Genomic DNA, 19452 nt, shown 5'->3' on the forward strand with positions numbered 1-19452 from the left:
TCACCCTGTCGCGGCGCCTTATCCCCGCGCTGTAACCGGTTTCATCTCTGGCATGATTTCTTTGTGATACCCAACACACAATCGCCGCAAAGCGGTTGTGGCGGCGCTCGCCGCGGGATAATTATCAATAAACACATGTACATTGAGGCTGACTATGAAGAACATCGTTTTATGCTGTGCTGCAGGTATGTCCACCAGCATGCTGGTTCAACGTATGAAAGACGCCGCACAGAAAAAAGGCGTTGAGGTTTCGATTAAGGCCGTCCCCGTCGCTGAGTTCAAAGACAATATCGCTACGGCAGACCTCATCCTGCTGGGGCCGCAGGTGAAATACGAGCAGGCAAAACTGCAGGCGCAGGCCGATCCGCTGGGTAAGAAAGTGGCGGTCATTGATATGATGGATTACGGCATGATGAAAGGCGATGTCGTTCTGGAAAAAGCCCTCAAGCTGATGGAGTAAGCCGTGGAAGATTTGGAATCAATCATTATGGAGCTGCTGGTTAACGCCGGCGCCGCGCGGAGCTCCGCATTAACCGCCCTGCAGCTGGCCCGTAAAGGCGACTTTGACGGGGCGCAAAAAGCGATGGATGAGTCGCGTGATTTTGTGAAACATGCGCATACCATTCAGACCCAGCTGATCGGGCTGGATGAAGGCACCGGCAAGCTGCCGGTGAACCTGATCACCGTACACTCCCAGGATCATCTGATGAACGCGATGGTCATTCAGGATCTGGCGGGCGACATGATTGAGCTGTACCGCCGTCTCCCGGCGGTCAGCTAAGCGAAGACCGCTGGGATCTAAAGGGCATCTGGTGATGTAAGGATTGTCAGTTAAGCACTGCAGGTTGTTCCGTTCACCTGATGACCTGCAGACGCTGAGACTTCACATCCTGTGAACGGGACAAGGGGGCCACCACGGCCCCCTTGTCAATCCCCGAGGCCCCGCGGCGAAATCGGTGCTTCGCACTACGCTCACCTCCCGACCGTCTGCCTGCGGTCGGCTCCATTCGACATCCTGTCTCATGTCGCCTCTGGCCGCCTTCCCTGGCGTCCAGACCTTGTCATCCGGTCTCCGGTTCGCCGATTTCAGCGGGGACTCAACACCCGTGCCCCATGCAGGCGAAGAAGAAGCCGGAGGGAACGGGCGCCGGGATTGTAAAGGGCGTGGCGGCGAACGCCCTTTACACGTTCACCGCAGTGAAACTGACAGGAAGCAGAGGAGGCTCAGTGAACGGAACGATTCCACTGCGTTTTCATACGGGGCTTTTAAAGCAAAGTAATGAATAAAAATTCATTACTTTGCTTAACTGAGCGGTATTACACCGACAGGTGCCTCTGGCTACGCTACGTTTTCTGACGCTGGCTGCGGTAGGTATCGAGCACCACGGCAACAACGATGACCAGTCCGGTGATCACGCGTTTTGTCGGCTCACTGGCGCCGATTTGCGCCAGACCCGCCGCCAGAACGGAGATAATCAACGCGCCAAGGAACGTACAAATGACCGAGCCCCGGCCGCCCATCAGGCTTGTGCCGCCGATCACGACCGCGGCAATCACCTGCAGCTCCATGCCCACGCCGCCGTTCGGATCGGCCGCCTCCAGACGCGCCACCTGAAAAAGCGATGCCAGCCCGGCCAGCGCCCCCATCAGCGCAAAGACCACCACTTTATAAGGCGCAGGGTTGATGCCCGACAGCCGTACCGCCTCTTCATTGGTGCCAATACCAATCAGGTGACGGCCAAAAATAGTGCGGGTCAGAACCAGATGCCCAACCAGAATGACCAGGACGGCGATAACGAACGACGGCGAGATGCCAAACGCTATCGGGTCCGCAAGAAAATCGAAGCTGGAACCGATATAGGCAGTCCGCGAATCGGTCAACTGGTAGGCGCTTCCCCGGGCTATCTCTAACATCCCCAGCGAGACAATAAAGGTTGGAATACGCCAGATAACGGCGATCAGGCCGGTTAATGAACCTATTGCCGTCGCCACCACAATGCCCGCGATAGCCGCAAGCCAGGGAGACCAGTGCAGGTTCAGATAGGTCACGCTCACCACGGCAGCCGACAGCGCCAGCACGGAGCCCACCGACAGGTCGATGCCGGCAATAATCAGCACAAAGGTCATACCAACCGACATCACCATCAAATCGGGAATTTGGTTGGCTATCGTGCTGAAGGTATTCAGGCTGAGGAAGTGATCGCTGAGAAATGAAAACAGAACAACCATCGCCAGCAGCGCGCCGAGCAATCCCAGATAGCTGCTTAATCCGCGCCATGTCGCGGGACGTGCGCTGACCGGCAGTGACGTATTACTCATTGTGTAAACTCCCCGTGGCGTGCTGATAGCCGGAAAACGCTGCGGCCAGAATGGCATCCTGCGTCCAGCCGTCGCGTGTAAAAGTCTCCACCAGCTTGCCGGCGGAAAGTACCGCAATGCGATCGCAAATCAGCATCAGTTCACGTAGATCGCTGGAGACAACGATCACCCCTTTCCCGCTTTGCGTTAATTCATTCAGGAGCAGATAGATATCCCGCTTTGCGCCAACGTCAATACCGCGCGTCGGCTCATCGAAGAGAATCACATCGCAGCTCCGCTCCAGCCAGCGGCTAATCAATACCTTCTGCTGGTTGCCGCCAGACAGGCTATCGACCGCCAGCTGCGCGCCCGATGTACGAATCCCCAGGCGACTGATATATTTCTGCGCCAGCCTCTGCTCCCGGCCCGCGTCGAGCCACGACAGACGGCTTATCTTGTCACTGTTGCCCAGCGACGTATTCGCCGCCACGGACAGCGGCAGCAGCAGCCCCTCGCCTTTACGGTCTTCAGTCACCAGCGCAATGCGATGCGCTATCGCCTCTGCGGGCGAGCGAAGCGTCACGGCCTTTAGCGGGTCCCCCACCCACAGCTGGCCGCTATCGATACGGTCGGCCGCGAAAATGGCCCGCATCAGCTCGGTGCGGCCAGCGCCGACCAGCCCGCTGATACCCAGCACCTCGCCGCGATGCAGCGTTAACGAGATATCCTGCAAAACGTCGCCGCGGGTAAAGTGCTCAACCTTCAGTATCGGGTTTCCCTGGCGGCGGGCGCTGACGTCAAAGCGGCTGTCGAGATCGCGTCCGACCATCAGCGAGACCAGCTGTTCGCTGCTGTAGCGCCTGATGTCATCGGTACAGACCATGTTGCCGTCTCGCAGCACCATAATCTCGTCAGCGACCTGCGCCAGCTCGTCGAGGCGATGGGAGATATAGATCAGCGACACGCCCCGCTGTTTGAACTGCTGAATTTGTGCGAACAGCAGCTCAACTTCGCGACTGGTCAGCATAGCGGTCGGCTCATCCAGAATAAGAATACGGCTGTCGCCGATCAGATTACGGGCGATTTCAATCATCTGCTGATGACCGATACCGAGCTCTCCCACCAGCATGTCGGGATCCAGCGCCTGCAGGCCGACCGTCGCCATCACCGGGATGGCCATCTCGCGCAGGCGTTTACGGTTGATCCAGCCGCCCCGATTCGGCAGCCGATCGAGAAAGAGATTCTCGGCAATGGTCAGCGTAGGCAGCAGGTTCAGCTCCTGCATCACCATGCGAATGCCGAGTTTTTCCGCCTCCTTGCGGCTGGCGGGGGCGTAAGGCTGCCCGAGATAGGTCATGCTGCCCGTCGTCGGCGCAATCAGGCCGCCGATAATTTTCGATAGCGTACTTTTCCCTGCGCCATTTTCTCCGGTGAGCGCCAGCACTTTCCCGGAATACAACGTCAGATTAATATTGGTCAGCACCGGCTCGCTGTAGGTTTTACCCACGCCGGACATTGACAGGATCTCTTGATAATCAGCCATTTCGTGCGCAATACCTGCTTTCGAATCCCAGAAACATCCGGGGCGTTTGCCTGGCCCCGGAGGGGTACATTGCCGCTTATTGCTTCACGATCAGTTTGACCGGCGTTTCAATGCTACCGGAAAGCTCGCTTTGCTTTTTGCCGGCTTTCAGGGCATCCAGCGCCGTATTGATACCAAAGACCGCCTGCTGGGAAGCGAACTGATCCGCCGTGGCCAGCACCCGGCCATCCTGCAGCATCGGTTTGATAGCGTCGATGTTGTCATAACCGACGACCTGCACCTGGCCGCGCTTGCCCGCCGCGCGAATCGCGGAAACCGCCCCCAGCGCCATGTTGTCGTTATCCGCCAGCAGCGCCTTAATATTGGGATATTCACTCAGCATTGCGGCAGCAATCGCGTTTGCGTTATTCATTTCCCATTGGCCGGACTGGACGGAAACGACCTTCATTCCGCCCTGCGACATCGCATCCTGGAAGCCCAGAGTACGCTGCTGGGAGTTGGTGGAGGTTGGGATACCTTCAATAATGCCCACCTCGTCGCCTGACTTCAGATGTTTTGCCAGATAATCACCGATATCTTTCGCCCCCTTGCGGTTGTTCGGCCCCACAAACGGGATGTTCAGGCCTTTATCCTTCAGCACCGCGTCATCGAATTTATTGTCGATATTGATCACTAATATCCCGGCATCAATCGCCTTTTTCACCACCGGCACCATCGCCTTCGAATCAGAGGGCGCAATAATGATGGCGTCCGCTTTCGAGACGATCATCTGCTCGACAATCTGGATCTGGCTGGCGGTATCTGTTTCATTTTTGATTCCGTTGGAAACCAGATCGAATTTATCGGCATTCTGCTTTTGATAATCTTTGGCGCCATTTTCCATCGTCAGAAAAAATTCATTCGCCAGCGACTTCATTACCAGCGCTATTTTAGGTTTATGCGCCGGCGCATCGGCGGAAAACGCGGTCGTGGTCATTGCCGCCGACAACGTCAGGGCCACAGCAGTACTGATAAAATAAGAATACGCTTTTATATTCATGATAATTATCCAGTTTTATGGGTAGGGTATGACGCAATATCGGATGCAGTATAGTTAAGCGTAATCGAGATCGAAGTGAGGCACTGCACATTATTTCAGCGGTATAGCCCGGAGACTCTGGACGGAAAAAGACAATAAAAAAAAGGCCAGTCATCAGACTGGCCTTTTCGGCGTAGAACACTTGCGTGAACGATTACTCGTTGTCAGAACCGCCCAGGCCTGCGTTCAGCAGCTCTGCCAGGCTGGCAGAGGCTTCTTCTGCGCTCACCTGCGGTGCTGCCGGCGCTTCGCCCGCGGCACGACGGCGGATTCTGTCCTGGTGGTACGCATAACCGGTACCCGCCGGGATCAGACGACCCACGATGACGTTCTCTTTCAGACCGCGCAGTTCGTCGCGTTTGCCCGCAACGGCCGCTTCGGTCAGAACGCGGGTCGTTTCCTGGAACGATGCCGCAGAGATGAAGGACTCGGTCGCCAGAGACGCTTTGGTGATACCCAGCAGATCGCGCGCGAAGGTTGCGCCAATCTTGCCATCCGCTTCCAGATCGCGGTTAGCTATCTTAACGCGGGAGTATTCAACCTGCTCACCTTCGAGGAACTCGGAGCTGCCCGCGTTCACGATAGTGGCTTTACGCAGCATCTGACGAACGATAACTTCGATGTGCTTATCGTTGATCTTAACGCCCTGCAGACGGTAAACGTCCTGCACTTCGTTCACGATGTAACGGGTTACCGCGTGAACGCCACGCAGACGCAGAATGTCGTGCGGCGCTTCCGGACCGTCGGAAACAACGTCGCCGCGTTCTACGCGTTCGCCTTCAAACACGTTGAGCTGACGCCATTTCGGAATCATCTCTTCGTACGGATCGCTGCCATCAACCGGCGTGATCACCAGACGGCGTTTACCTTTGGTCTCTTTACCGAAGGAAATGATACCGCTGATTTCCGCCAGGATTGCCGGCTCTTTCGGACGACGTGCTTCGAACAGGTCCGCAACGCGCGGCAGACCACCGGTAATATCCTTGGTACCGCCGGATTCCTGAGGAATACGCGCCAGGGTGTCACCGGAGCTGATCTGAATACCGTCTTCCAGCTGAACAATCGCTTTACCCGGCAGGAAGTACTGAGCCGGCATGTCGGTGCCCGGGATCAGGACGTCGTCGCCGTTAGCGTCAACGATTTTCAGTGCCGGACGCAGGTCTTTACCACCGGTAGTACGTTCTGCAGAGTCCAGAACCACCAGGGAAGACAGACCGGTCAGTTCGTCGGTCTGACGGGTAATCGTCTGGCCGTCGATCATATCGGTGAAGCGAATGAAACCAGACACCTCGGTGATAACCGGCATGGTGTGCGGATCCCAGTTTGCTACGGTTTCGCCGCCTGCAACCTGCTCGCCGTCACCCTTCGCCATTACCGCACCGTAAGGCACTTTATAGCTTTCTTTGGTACGGCCGAATTCGTCGATCAGTTTCAGCTCGGTGTTACGAGAGGTCACAACCAGCTTACCTGCGGAGTTAACAACCGACTTCGCGTTGCTGAGCTTGATGCTACCTTTGTTTTTCACCTGGATGCTGGATTCAGCCGCCGCACGAGATGCCGCACCACCGATGTGGAACGTACGCATCGTCAGCTGTGTACCCGGCTCACCGATGGACTGTGCCGCGATAACGCCGATAGCTTCGCCTTTGTTGATGATGTGGCCACGCGCCAGGTCACGACCATAGCAGTGCGCACAAACACCAAAGTCGGTGTCACAGGATACGACGGAACGCACTTTCACGGAGTCAACAGAGTTCGCTTCCAGCAGGTCACACCAGTGCTCGTGCAGCAGTGTGTTACGCGGAACCAGAATGTCTGCGGTACCCGGCTTCAGAACGTCTTCAGCAGTCACACGACCCAGTACGCGATCGCGCAGCGGCTCTTTAACATCACCACCCTCGATAACCGGGGTCATGGTGATACCTTCGAGGGTGCCACAATCGTCTTCGGTCACAACCAGATCCTGCGCCACGTCAACCAGACGACGCGTCAGATAACCGGAGTTCGCTGTTTTCAGTGCGGTATCCGCCAGACCTTTACGCGCACCGTGCGTGGAAATGAAGTACTGGAGTACGTTCAGACCTTCACGGAAGTTCGCGGTGATTGGCGTTTCGATGATGGAGCCATCCGGCTTCGCCATCAGACCACGCATACCTGCCAGCTGACGAATCTGTGCCGCAGAACCACGCGCACCGGAGTCGGCCATCATGTAGATGCTGTTGAAGGAAACCTGCTGTTCTTCTTTGCCTTCACGGTTGATAACCGTTTCGGTCTGCAGGTTATCCATCATCGCTTTGGATACACGATCGTTCGCCGCAGCCCAGATATCGATAACTTTGTTGTAGCGTTCGCCTGCGGTGACCAGACCAGACTGGAACTGCTCCTGGATCTCAGCAACTTCAGCTTCCGCTTCAGAGATGATCTCGTGTTTCTTCTCCGGGATGACCATGTCATCGATACCAACCGATGCACCTGAACGCGCTGCATAAGCAAAGCCGGTGTACATGGTCTGGTCAGCGAAGATAACGGTCGGCTTCAGCCCCAGAATGCGGTAACAGGTGTTCAGCATTTTGGAGATGGCTTTCTTGCCCAGCGCCTGGTTGACGATGGAGAAAGGCAGACCTTTCGGTACGATCATCCACAGAATGGCACGGCCAACGGTCGTGTCTTTCAGGCTGGTTTTCGCAACGAATTCGTCGTTTTCATCTTTTTCGTATTCGGTGATACGCACTTTAACGCGCGCATGCAGAGAGGCCAGGCCAGCGCGATAAATACGCTCAGCTTCTTTCGGGCCAGTCAGCACCATGCCTTCGCCTTTGGCGTTAACACAGTCACGGGTCATGTAGTACAGACCCAGTACAACGTCCTGAGACGGAACGATGATAGGTTCGCCGTTCGCCGGGGACAGGATGTTGTTAGTAGACATCATCAGCGCACGCGCTTCCAGCTGGGCTTCCAGCGTCAGCGGTACGTGAACAGCCATCTGGTCACCATCGAAGTCGGCGTTATATGCCGCACAAACCAGCGGGTGCAGCTGGATAGCTTTACCTTCGATCAGTACTGGTTCAAATGCCTGAATACCCAGACGGTGCAGTGTTGGTGCACGGTTCAGCAGTACCGGGTGTTCGCGGATCACTTCGTCCAGGATATCCCAAACGACAGCTTCTTCACGCTCAACCATTTTCTTCGCGGCTTTGATGGTGGTGGCGAGGCCACGCAGTTCCAGCTTGCCGTAGATGAACGGTTTGAACAGCTCCAGTGCCATTTTCTTCGGCAGACCGCACTGATGCAGACGCAGGTATGGACCTACGGTGATAACAGAACGACCGGAGTAGTCAACGCGCTTACCGAGCAGGTTCTGACGGAAACGACCCTGCTTACCTTTGATCATATCGGCCAAAGATTTCAGCGGACGCTTGTTAGAACCGGTGATCGCACGACCGCGACGACCGTTATCCAGCAGGGCGTCGACCGCTTCCTGCAGCATACGTTTTTCGTTGCGTACGATGATGTCCGGCGCGGCCAGATCCAGCAGACGCTTCAGACGGTTGTTACGGTTGATCACGCGACGATACAGATCGTTCAGATCGGACGTTGCGAAACGACCGCCATCCAGCGGAACCAGCGGACGCAGATCTGGCGGCAGAACCGGCAGAACGGTCAGGATCATCCACTCCGGCTTGTTGCCGGACTGTACGAACGCTTCCAGCAGCTTGATGCGCTTGGTCAGCTTTTTACGCTTGGTTTCGGAGTTGGTTTCGTTCAGCTCTTCACGCAGCTGTTCGCATTCCTGCTCCAGGTCCATGCTCTTCAGCAGGGCCTGAATAGCTTCGGCGCCCATCTTCGCGTCGAATTCGTCACCGAACTCTTCCAGCGCGTCCAGATACTGCTCTTCGGTCAGGATCTGGTTGCGTTCCAGGTTGGTCATACCGCCTTCGATAACCACATAGGATTCGAAGTACAGTACGCGTTCGATATCGCGCAGCGGCATATCGAGCAGCAGACCGATACGGGACGGCAGCGATTTCAGGAACCAGATGTGGGCAGTCGGAGACGCCAGCTCGATGTGGCCCATGCGCTCACGACGCACTTTAGTCTGGGTCACTTCAACGCCGCACTTCTCACAGATAACACCACGGTGTTTCAGGCGCTTGTACTTACCGCACAGGCACTCGTAGTCTTTTACCGGCCCAAAGATACGGGCGCAGAAAAGGCCGTCACGCTCAGGCTTGAACGTACGGTAGTTAATGGTTTCCGGCTTTTTAACTTCACCGAAAGACCATGAACGGATCATGTCTGGCGACGCCAGAGCAATTTTGATCGCATCAAACTCTTCGGTTTTAGTTTGCGCTTTCAGAAACTTTAATAAGTCTTTCACGGATTTGCTCCCGTCGGAGTTAGCACATTCCGCTGCCGGGCGTTAACCCGGCAGCAGTGACCTGTTTGAGCGAGAATTACTCGTCTTCCAGTTCGATGTTGATACCCAGCGAACGGATCTCTTTCAACAGTACGTTGAAGGATTCCGGCATGCCCGGTTCCATCTGATGGTTGCCGTCCACGATGTTCTTATACATCTTGGTACGACCGTTCACGTCATCAGACTTAACGGTAAGCATTTCCTGCAGGGTGTAGGCTGCGCCGTATGCTTCCAGCGCCCACACTTCCATCTCACCGAAGCGCTGACCACCGAACTGCGCCTTACCACCCAGCGGCTGCTGGGTAACCAGGCTGTAGGAACCGGTGGAACGAGCGTGCATTTTGTCGTCGACCAGGTGGTTCAGTTTCAGCATGTACATGTAACCTACGGTTACCGGACGCTCGAACTGTTCACCGGTACGGCCGTCAAACAGGGTGATCTGACCGGAGGTCGGCAGGTCGCCCAGCTGCAGCAGCTCTTTGATTTCCGCTTCTTTCGCACCGTCGAATACCGGCGTTGCGATCGGCATACCTTTACGCAGGTTTTCCGCCAGACGCAGAACTTCTTCATCGCTGAAGGTGCTCAGGTCGACTTTCTGACGAACGTCAGCGCCCAGATCGTACGCACGCTGGATGAACTCGCGCAGTTTCGCGACTTCCTGCTGCTGTTTCAGCATGGCGTTGATCTTGTCGCCGATGCCTTTCGCAGCCATACCCAGGTGGGTTTCCAGAATCTGACCGATGTTCATACGAGACGGTACGCCCAGCGGGTTCAGTACGATATCTACCGGCGTACCGTTAGCATCGTGCGGCATATCTTCGATCGGGTTGATCTTAGAGATAACACCCTTGTTACCGTGACGGCCCGCCATCTTATCACCCGGCTGGATCTGACGTTTAACGGCCAGATAGACCTTAACAATCTTCAGCACGCCCGGTGCCAGATCGTCGCCCTGAGTGATTTTGCGGCGTTTCGCTTCGAGTTTCTTCTCGAACTCGTGCTTCAGTTCGTCATACTGCTCAGCCAGCTGTTCCAGCTGATTCTGTTTCTCTTCGTCGGTCAGGCCCAGTTCCAGCCAGCGATCGCGCGGCAGTTTGTCCAGCTTCTCGGCTTCAACGCCGCCGGAAACCAGCACCGCATAGATACGGCTGAACAGACCCGCTTCGAGGATCTGCAGTTCTTCAGACAGGTCTTTCTTCGCCTGCTTGAGCTGCATTTCTTCGATTTCCAGCGCGCGTTTGTCTTTCTCAACGCCGTCGCGAGTGAAGACCTGAACGTCGATAACGGTACCGGAAACACCGTTCGGCACGCGCAGAGAAGAGTCTTTAACGTCAGACGCTTTCTCACCGAAGATCGCGCGCAGCAGTTTCTCTTCTGGCGTCAGCTGGGTTTCACCTTTCGGCGTTACCTTACCGACCAGAATGTCGCCGCCGGTCACTTCCGCACCGATGTAAACGATACCGGATTCGTCCAGTTTAGAGAGCGCAGCTTCACCCACGTTCGGGATATCAGCGGTGATCTCTTCCGGCCCCAGCTTGGTGTCACGGGACACGCACGCCAGTTCCTGGATGTGAATGGTGGTGAAACGATCTTCCTGAACCACACGCTCGGAGACGAGGATGGAGTCTTCGAAGTTGTAGCCGTTCCACGGCATGAACGCTACGCGCATGTTCTGACCGAGCGCCAGTTCACCGAGGTCGGTGGACGGACCGTCAGCCAACACGTCGCCGCGCTCAACCGGCTCACCCAGAGAGACACACGGCATCTGGTTGATGCAGGTGTTCTGGTTAGAACGGGTGTATTTGGTCAGGTTATAGATGTCGATACCTGCTTCGCCCGGGTACATCTCGTCTTCGTTAACTTTGATAACGATACGGGACGCATCCACGTACTGCACCAGACCGCCGCGTTTCGCAACCGCAGTTACACCGGAGTCAACGGCAACAGCACGTTCCATACCGGTACCTACCAGCGGCTTATCAGCGCGCAGGGTCGGGACCGCCTGACGTTGCATGTTCGCACCCATCAATGCACGGTTGGCGTCATCGTGTTCCAGGAACGGGATCAGGGACGCACCGACGGATACCACCTGCTGGGTGGATACGTCCATGTAGTCGACCTGGTCGCGGCTGAACAGGCTGGATTCGCCTTTGCTACGGCAGGTAACCAGATCTTCTACGAAGTGGCCGTCGTCATCCAGGTTGGAGTTCGCCTGAGCGATAACGTAGTTGCCTTCTTCGATAGCAGACAGGTAATGAATTTCGTCGGTCACAACGCCGTCGGTCACTTTACGATACGGGGTTTCCAGGAAACCGTATTCGTTCGTCTGTGCGTACACGGACAGGGAGTTGATCAGACCGATGTTCGGACCTTCAGGGGTTTCGATTGGACATACGCGACCGTAGTGAGTCGGGTGTACGTCTCGAACTTCGAAGCCTGCGCGCTCACGGGTCAGACCGCCTGGGCCGAGTGCAGAGATACGACGCTTGTGCGTAATCTCAGACAGCGGGTTGTTCTGGTCCATGAACTGGGACAGCTGGCTGGAACCGAAGAACTCTTTCACCGCCGCGGAAATCGGCTTGGCGTTGATCATGTCCTGAGGCATCAGGGTATCCAGATCGCCCAGAGACAGACGCTCTTTCACCGCACGCTCTACACGCACCAGGCCAACGCGGAACTGGTTTTCCGCCATTTCGCCAACGGAACGGATACGACGGTTGCCGAGGTGGTCGATATCGTCCACTTCGCCCTTGCCGTTACGGATATCGATAAGCTTCTTCATCACGTCGATGATGTCAGCTTTGCTCAGAATGCCGGAGCCTTCGATTTCGTCGCGCAGCAGAGAACGGTTGAACTTCATGCGGCCGACCGCAGACAGGTCATAGCGGTCTTCGGAGAAGAACAGGTTCTCAAACAGGCTTTCAGCCGCTTCGCGAGTCGGCGGCTCACCCGGGCGCATCATGCGGTAGATTTCTACCAGCGCGCTCAGACGATCGTTGGTCGGGTCGACGCGTACGGTTTCAGACATGTACGGGCCGTGGTCCAGATCGTTGGTGAACAGGGTCTCAATGCGCTTGTGGCCGGACTGGCTCAGCTTCGCCAGCAGATCCAGGCTCAGCTCCATGTTCGCCGGGCAGATCAGCTCGCCGGTAGATTCATCAACGTAATCTTTAGCGGCAACCTTACCTGCGATGTACTCAACCGGAACTTCGATGTGTTTGATTTCATCTTTTTCCAGCTGGCGGATGTGGCGCGCAGTGATACGACGACCTTTCTCAACGTAGATTTTACCGTTGGCTTCGATGTCGAACGACGCGGTTTCGCCACGCAGGCGTTCCGGCAACAGCTCCATCTGCAGCTTGTTGTCGCGGATTTCAAAGACCACTTTCTCGAAGAACAGATCGAGGATCTGCTCGGTGGTGTAATTCAGCGCACGCAGAATAATGGTCGCAGGCAGTTTACGACGACGGTCGATACGAACGAACAGGTTGTCTTTCGGATCGAATTCGAAGTCCAGCCAGGAGCCGCGGTAAGGGATAATACGCGCGTTATACAGCACTTTACCCGAAGAGTGGGTTTTACCCTTGTCGCTGTCAAAGAAGACGCCAGGGCTACGGTGCAGCTGAGAAACGATAACACGCTCAGTACCGTTGATGACAAAGGTACCGTTATCGGTCATGAGCGGAATTTCGCCCATGTAGACTTCTTGTTCTTTAATGTCTTTTACGGTGCCTTCCGGCGCTTCACGCTCGTAGATCACCAGACGCAGCTTAACGCGCAGCGGGGCGGAATAGGTCACGCCACGGATCTGACATTCCTGAACGTCAAATACCGGCTCGCCCAGGCGATAGCTAACATACTGCAGCTCAGAATTGCCGCTATAGCTCGCAATAGGGAACACGGAGCGGAAAGCCGCTTCCAGACCGTACTGACCTTCAGGATCTTGCTCGATAAACTTCTGGAACGAGTCAAGCTGGATAGAAAGGAGATATGGCACATCCAGTACTTGTGGACGTTTACCAAAATCCTTACGAATACGTTTTTTCTCGGTATAGGAGTAAACCATAGGGTTCCTCAGCTCGCTGACAAGTCGACCCACTCTGCCCATTCGACGGGCAGTTTATGCAACACTATTTTGTTGACCGGAAAATGGAACACTTTCCGCAATGCCTGTTGCTATCACGCTTAAACCATTTCATTGCGATTTACACAGAACGCGAGCCCTGTCGCAGTATATTAAGTCGTCGATAGAAACAAGCATTGTCAGGCTAACCAGCAGTCAAACAGTGTGAAATGCTACTGGCGCCCTACAGCGCAAAAAGGCTGGTGACCAAAAAGTCACCAGCCATCAGCCTGATTTCTCAGGCTGCAACCGGAAGGGTTGGCTTATTTAACTTCAACTTCAGCGCCAGCTTCTTCCAGAGATTTTTTCAGAGCTTCAGCGTCATCTTTGCTCACGCCTTCTTTCAGAGCGGCCGGAGCAGATTCTACCAGGTCTTTAGCTTCTTTCAGACCCAGGCCAGTTGCGCCACGTACTGCTTTGATAACAGCAACTTTGTTAGCGCCAGCGGCTTTCAGAATTACGTCGAACTCAGTTTTTTCTTCAGCAGCTTCAGCAGCCGGGCCTGCAGCAACAGCTACAGCAGCAGCAGCGGAAACACCGAATTTTTCTTCCATTGCAGAGATCAGTTCTACAACGTCCATTACGGACATAGCGGCAACTGCTTCAATGATTTGATCTTTAGTGATAGACATTTAAATTGTTCCTGAATATCAGAATAAGTTTATACGTAAGCGAATGCTTTATAAAGACAACTGCGATTAAGCAGCTTCTTTCGCATCGCGTACAGCAGCCAGAGTACGAACCAGTTTGCCAGCCGAAGCTTCTTTCATGGTTGCCATCAGGCGTGCAATTGCTTCTTCGTATGTCGGCAGAGTTGCCAGGCGGTCGATCTGAGACGCCGGGATCAGCTCACCTTCAAAGGCAGCGGCTTTGACCTCAAATTTTGCATTCGCTTTCGCGAACTCTTTGAACAGACGAGCGGCAGCGCCCGGGTGTTCCATAGAGTATGCAATCAGGGTCGGACCAACAAACGCGTCTTTCAGGCACTCGAACTGAGTACCTTCAACAACACGGCGCAGCAGGGTGTTGCGAACAACACGCATGTAAACGCCGGCTTCGCGACCTGCTTTACGCAGTTCAGTCATTTTATCTACAGTCACGCCACGGGAATCCGCAACTACTGCAGACAGCGCGCCTTTGGCTACTTCGCTGACTTCAGCAACAATCGCTTGTTTGTCTTGAAGATTTAAAGCCATTAGCTTTGCTCCTGGATGTTTGCCAGAGTAAATCTCTGGAACTCACTTCACTCTTTTCAACGAAAAGAGCGTCTTAACACGGTGAGCAGAAACAAGCCAAAGATACTTAAAAAAATAGTCTTCAGGTTCTGTCACCGTCTACGCAGGGAATTAAGTTCCTGTTACGAAACACCTGCGGTCTTGGACGGAGGCCTGGATAAGGCCAGGCTCCAACCGAAAAATTTTTCGTGGGGGTAAGATTGTAGACAAAATCACCACCCACGTAAAGACTAATCTTAGTTCGCAGAAGCGCTCAGACCAGCCTGATCAACGGCAACGCCAGCACCCATGGTGGTGGAGATGCTGATTTTCTTGATGTACACGCCTTTCGCCTGAGTCGGTTTAGCTTTTTTCAGCGCAACCAGCAGAGCTTCCAGGTTTTCTTTCAGTTTGTCAGCGTCAAAGTCCACTTTACCGATGGTGGTGTGGATGATGCCGTTTTTGTCGTTACGGTAACGAACCTGACCTGCTTTAGCGTTTTTAACCGCTTCAGCAACGTTCGGAGTTACGGTACCCACTTTCGGGTTTGGCATCAGGCCGCGCGGACCCAGAACCTGGCCCAGCTGGCCAACAACGCGCATTGCATCCGGGGAAGCAATAACAACGTCAAAGTTCATTTCGCCTTTCTTGATCTGGTCAGCCAGATCTTCCATACCTACCAGCTCAGCGCCAGCTGCTTTAGCAGCTTCAGCGTTCGGGCCCTGGGTAAATACGGCTACGCGGACAGAACGGCCAGTACCGTGCGGCAGTACAGTTGCACCACGTACGTTCTGGTCAGATTTACGAGCGTCGATACCGAGGTTGACAGCAACGTCTACGCTTTCGGTAAATTTAGCGGTGGCCAGCTCTTTCAGCAGAGAGATAGCTTCGTTGATGTCGTACTGTTTAGTTGCATCAACTTTCTCACGGATCACGCGCATGCGCTTGGTCAGTTTAGCCATTTCTTAGTCCTCCACTACCAGGCCCATGGAACGCGCAGTACCTTCGATTGAGCGAGTCATCGCTTCAATGTCGGCACCGGTCATGTCGGCAGCTTTAGTCTGCGCGATTTCCTGCAGCTGAGCGCGAGAAATTTTACCAACTTTCTCTTTGTTCGGCTTACCGGAACCAGACTTGATGCCTGCAGCTTTCTTCAGCAGAACGGCAGCCGGCGGAGTCTTGGTTACGAAAGTGAAAGAACGGTCAGCGTAAACAGTGATAACTACCGGAATCGGCAGACCTTTTTCCATGGAATCAGTTTTGGCGTTGAACGCTTTGCAGAATTCCATGATGTTTACGCCCTGCTGACCCAGAGCCGGACCTACCGGTGGGCTCGGGTTAGCCATACCAGCTGCAACCTGCAGCTTGACATAGGCTTGTACTTTCTTAGCCATTTAAATTTCCTCTAGTGGGTATAGCGCCTCAAGGAGGCTCCCCGTGATTAATACGTGATTTATGCGCGCAAGGCCCATAAATACAAAAGGCGCGAAATTGTATTCCAATCTCGCGCCTTGTGCAACGTTTGATCGCTGCTTATTTATGCTTTTTCAACCTGGCTGAAATCCAGCTCTACCGGCGTTGCACGGCCGAAGATAGAAACGGAGACTTTCAGGCGGGACTTCTCGTAGTCCACCTCTTCCACCACGCCGTTGAAGTCAGCAAACGGACCGTCATTAACGCGAACCATTTCACCTGGCTCAAACAGCGTTTTCGGACGCGGCTTATCCCCCACCTGCTGCAGGCGGTTCATAATCGCATCGACTTCTTTGTCGCTGATCGGCGCCGGACGATCGGAGGTACCACCGATGAAGCCCATTACGCGAGGTACGCTGCGCACCAGGTGCCAGCTGGCGTCATTCATCACCATCTGAACCAGTACGTAGCCCGGGAAGAATTTGCGCTCGCTCTTGCGGCGCTGGCCGCCACGGATTTCGACCACTTCTTCGGTCGGCACCATGACTTCACCAAACAACTCTTCCATATTGTGTAATTTGATATGCTCGCGCAGCGACGTAGCTACGCGGCCTTCAAAACCGGAAAACGCCTGAACGACGTACCAGCGCTTTTTAGGAGCTTCAGACATCTCAGAACCTCAGGCCAGTGATAAAGGATACCAGGCGGACCAGAATACCATCCAGCCCCCACAGGATCAGTGACATTACAGCAGTAACTGCGGCCACAATCAGCGTGGTGTGCAACGTTTCCTGGCGAGTCGGCCAAATGACCTTACGGACTTCAGTTCTCGCTTCACGGGCAAACGCAACGGTTGCTTTGCCTTTCGTCGTCAACAGCGCGACACCACCCGCTGCAGCAATCAGAATTACAACTGCCAGCGCACGCAGCGGCAGCATAATGTCACGATAGAGGTAGTTGCCCACAATAGCCACGATCAGCAGCACGGCAACGACTACCCACTTCATCGCTTCCAGGCCGCGCCCGCTCCCTTGAGCTTCGGTATTCGCACTCATAAACCAACCTGTCAGAAGTATTCTACAAACATTTTCACCCCGCGTACGCGAGGCGAACCAAACCGAAATAATGTTTCGGACTAAACGCCCTCTTCAGAGCCTGTCTCAGCAATGATTATGACAAAAAAAATCACTGATGAGCCAGGTTCTGGTTCGAAAGCGTGCAAAAAGGGCATCAAATGATGCCCTTTTATTGCGCATTGCGTCAAATGTTATCAGCGATTAGCCGAGAACTTTAGCAACCACGCCCGCGCCAACGGTACGGCCGCCTTCACGGATTGCGAAACGCAGACCGTCGTCCATCGCGATCGGGTGGATCAGGGTAACAACCATTTTGATGTTGTCGCCCGGCATTACCATCTCTACGCCTTCCGGCAGTTCGATGGTGCCAGTCACGTCAGTTGTACGGAAGTAGAACTGCGGACGGTAGCCTTTGAAGAACGGAGTGTGACGGCCGCCTTCGTCTTTGGACAGGATGTACACTTCAGATTCGAACTTGGTGTGCGGGTTGATGGTGCCCGGCTTCGCCAGTACCTGACCACGTTCGATTTCTTCACGTTTGATACCACGCAGCAGAACACCAACGTTCTCACCCGCACGGCCTTCGTCCAGCAGTTTGCGGAACATTTCAACGCCAGTACAGGTAGACTTCGCAGTCTCTTTGATACCAACGATTTCAACTTCTTCGCCAACTTTGATGATACCGCGCTCTACACGACCGGTAACAACGGTACCACGACCGGAGATGGAGAATACGTCTTCGATCGGCAGCAGGAACGGCTTGTCAATCGCACGCTCTGGTTCCGGGATGTAAGAATCCAGGAAGCCGGCCAGTTCGATGATTTTCGCTTCCCACTCTGCGTCGCCTTCCAGCGCTTTCAGAGCAGAACCACGAATGATCGGCGTGTCGTCGCCCGGGAAATCGTACTGAGACAGCAGTTCACGCACTTCCATCTCAACCAGTTCCAGCAGCTCTTCGTCATCAACCATGTCGCATTTGTTCAGGAACACGATGATGTACGGAACGCCTACCTGACGACCCAGCAGGATGTGCTCACGGGTCTGCGGCATCGGGCCGTCAGTCGCAGCAACAACCAGGATCGCGCCGTCCATCTGCGCAGCACCGGTGATCATGTTTTTAACATAGTCGGCGTGGCCCGGGCAGTCTACGTGCGCGTAGTGGCGAGTCGGGGTGTCATATTCAACGTGAGAGGTGTTGATGGTGATACCACGAGCTTTTTCTTCCGGCGCGTTATCGATCTGGTCGAATGCGCGAGCGGAACCACCGTAGGTTTTAGCCAGTACGGTAGTGATGGCAGCGGTCAGCGTTGTTTTACCATGGTCAACGTGGCCGATAGTACCGACGTTAACGTGCGGTTTTGTACGTTCAAACTTTTCTTTAGACATCGATTGTCCCTCTAAGACACGGATAAATCGGTGATATCACCACATCAACCAGGCAACATGCCCGACTTGTTGAATTTAGCGTTACAGAGAGAAAAGGGAGGAGATAGTGAAGTGGTGCTGATACCCAGAGTCGAACTGGGGACCTCACCCTTACCAAGGGTGCGCTCTACCAACTGAGCCATATCAGCACGTCTGGAGCGGGCAGCGGGAATCGAACCCGCATCATCAGCTTGGAAGGCTGAGGTAATAGCCATTATACGATGCCCGCATCCTGAAACTCGGCTACCCAGTTCTTTCTGTAACAAAAAAGAGATTTCTCTCTTTATATGTTTGAGCTAGCTAATTTTTTAACCAACTCATGCAGCAAAAACGCTGCCAGAAAGTGGTGGTGGGGGAAGGATTCGAACCTTCGAAGTCTGTGACGGCAGATTTACAGTCTGCTCCCTTTGGCCGCTCGGGAACCCCACCGGACTTGATGGTGCCGACTACCGGAATCGAACTGGTGACCTACTGATTACAAGTCAGTTGCTCTACCTACTGAGCTAAGTCGGCATCAAGTAGCGCGCATTCTAGGGAGAGCGGCCGATGCATGCAACTAAAAATTTGCATAAAACGTTCTATCGCTCACATTTTATGCATTCCGGATAAAAAATGACGCTATTCCACTCCCGTGAGCACAAAAATTCGACGAGGCAGGAGAATTTTCCCCTCCTCTGGCGTGATGGCGGCGAATCTCATCGTAGATCTACGTATGTCCGTCGGGCGCGCCGCGCCATCCGCTGGCCGCCGATTGATGCTTTATGCTGAAAGCATCACTTAATCTGATTTTTTCTTCTTGTTCTGTTCAATCTGGTGTTAACCTCCTGCCCATTGTCCTGACTAACTAAATGTAATGCGCCATCCG

The 19452-nt window shown here is 54.4% G+C and carries 14 protein-coding genes and 4 tRNA genes; 2 read left to right on the forward strand and 16 right to left on the reverse strand.

Features of this window, described 5'->3' with window-relative positions:
* Positions 1-154 precede the first annotated feature (154 nt).
* The gene (locus ENTCL_RS20855) at positions 155-460 is read left to right on the forward strand and encodes a PTS sugar transporter subunit IIB (RefSeq protein WP_013368119.1); all 306 of its coding nucleotides are present in this window, start codon (positions 155-157) and stop codon (positions 458-460) included.
* Positions 461-463: 3 nt separating this feature from the next.
* Positions 464-781 (forward strand): PTS lactose/cellobiose transporter subunit IIA, encoded by a 318-nt coding sequence (locus tag ENTCL_RS20860; protein WP_013368120.1) that lies wholly within the window; start codon positions 464-466, stop codon positions 779-781.
* 563 nt (positions 782-1344) lie between these two features.
* Here ENTCL_RS20860 and ENTCL_RS20865 read toward each other — a convergent pair.
* The 16 genes from ENTCL_RS20865 to ENTCL_RS20940 all read right to left on the reverse strand — a co-directional run bounded on the left by ENTCL_RS20865 (position 1345) and on the right by ENTCL_RS20940 (position 19100).
* Positions 1345-2319: an ABC transporter permease gene (locus ENTCL_RS20865; RefSeq protein ID WP_013368121.1), complete on the reverse strand. Its 975-nt coding sequence runs from the start codon at positions 2317-2319 to the stop codon at positions 1345-1347.
* Positions 2312-3841, reverse strand: coding sequence for a sugar ABC transporter ATP-binding protein (locus tag ENTCL_RS20870; protein WP_013368122.1), 1530 nt, complete (start codon positions 3839-3841; stop codon positions 2312-2314). The genes ENTCL_RS20865 and ENTCL_RS20870 overlap by 8 nt, the downstream gene beginning before the upstream one ends.
* A 76-nt stretch (positions 3842-3917) precedes the next feature.
* Positions 3918-4880 carry a sugar ABC transporter substrate-binding protein gene (locus ENTCL_RS20875; RefSeq protein ID WP_013368123.1) on the reverse strand — a complete coding sequence of 321 codons (963 nt, stop codon included), beginning with the start codon at positions 4878-4880 and terminating at the stop codon, positions 3918-3920.
* A gap of 193 nt (positions 4881-5073) precedes the next feature.
* On the reverse strand, positions 5074-9297 hold the full coding sequence (gene rpoC, locus ENTCL_RS20880; RefSeq protein WP_013368124.1) for a DNA-directed RNA polymerase subunit beta': 4224 nt from the start codon (positions 9295-9297) through the stop codon (positions 5074-5076).
* Positions 9298-9373: 76 nt separating this feature from the next.
* Entirely contained in the window at positions 9374-13402 is a 4029-nt protein-coding gene (rpoB, locus tag ENTCL_RS20885) for a DNA-directed RNA polymerase subunit beta (protein ID WP_013368125.1), read from the reverse strand.
* 320 nt (positions 13403-13722) lie between these two features.
* Positions 13723-14091, reverse strand: coding sequence for a 50S ribosomal protein L7/L12 (gene rplL / locus ENTCL_RS20890; RefSeq protein ID WP_035890291.1), 369 nt, complete (start codon positions 14089-14091; stop codon positions 13723-13725).
* Between the two features lie 66 nt (positions 14092-14157).
* A complete protein-coding gene (rplJ, locus tag ENTCL_RS20895; protein WP_002438625.1) occupies positions 14158-14655 on the reverse strand; it encodes a 50S ribosomal protein L10 in 498 nt (165 codons plus the stop codon).
* A 275-nt stretch (positions 14656-14930) separates the two neighbouring features.
* Positions 14931-15635 carry a 50S ribosomal protein L1 gene (gene rplA, locus ENTCL_RS20900; protein ID WP_013368127.1) on the reverse strand — a complete coding sequence of 235 codons (705 nt, stop codon included), beginning with the start codon at positions 15633-15635 and terminating at the stop codon, positions 14931-14933.
* A gap of 3 nt (positions 15636-15638) precedes the next feature.
* The gene (gene rplK, locus ENTCL_RS20905; RefSeq protein WP_013368128.1) at positions 15639-16067 is read right to left on the reverse strand and encodes a 50S ribosomal protein L11; all 429 of its coding nucleotides are present in this window, start codon (positions 16065-16067) and stop codon (positions 15639-15641) included.
* A gap of 143 nt (positions 16068-16210) precedes the next feature.
* Positions 16211-16756 carry a transcription termination/antitermination protein NusG gene (nusG, locus tag ENTCL_RS20910; RefSeq protein ID WP_001287521.1) on the reverse strand — a complete coding sequence of 182 codons (546 nt, stop codon included), beginning with the start codon at positions 16754-16756 and terminating at the stop codon, positions 16211-16213.
* A 1-nt stretch (position 16757) separates the two neighbouring features.
* Positions 16758-17141, reverse strand: coding sequence for a preprotein translocase subunit SecE (secE, locus tag ENTCL_RS20915; protein ID WP_013094999.1), 384 nt, complete (start codon positions 17139-17141; stop codon positions 16758-16760).
* A 222-nt stretch (positions 17142-17363) separates the two neighbouring features.
* Entirely contained in the window at positions 17364-18548 is a 1185-nt protein-coding gene (tuf, locus tag ENTCL_RS20920; RefSeq protein WP_013368129.1) for an elongation factor Tu, read from the reverse strand.
* Positions 18549-18660: 112 nt separating this feature from the next.
* Positions 18661-18736 (reverse strand) — tRNA-Thr (locus ENTCL_RS20925).
* 5 nt (positions 18737-18741) lie between these two features.
* A tRNA-Gly gene (locus ENTCL_RS20930) sits at positions 18742-18816 on the reverse strand.
* A 115-nt stretch (positions 18817-18931) separates the two neighbouring features.
* Positions 18932-19016 (reverse strand) — tRNA-Tyr (locus ENTCL_RS20935).
* An 8-nt stretch (positions 19017-19024) separates the two neighbouring features.
* Positions 19025-19100: transfer RNA gene (locus ENTCL_RS20940), tRNA-Thr, on the reverse strand.
* Positions 19101-19452 lie beyond the last annotated feature (352 nt).

Source organism: [Enterobacter] lignolyticus SCF1, assembly GCF_000164865.1.
In the GTDB taxonomy this organism is placed as follows: Bacteria; Pseudomonadota; Gammaproteobacteria; order Enterobacterales; family Enterobacteriaceae; genus Enterobacter_B; species Enterobacter_B lignolyticus.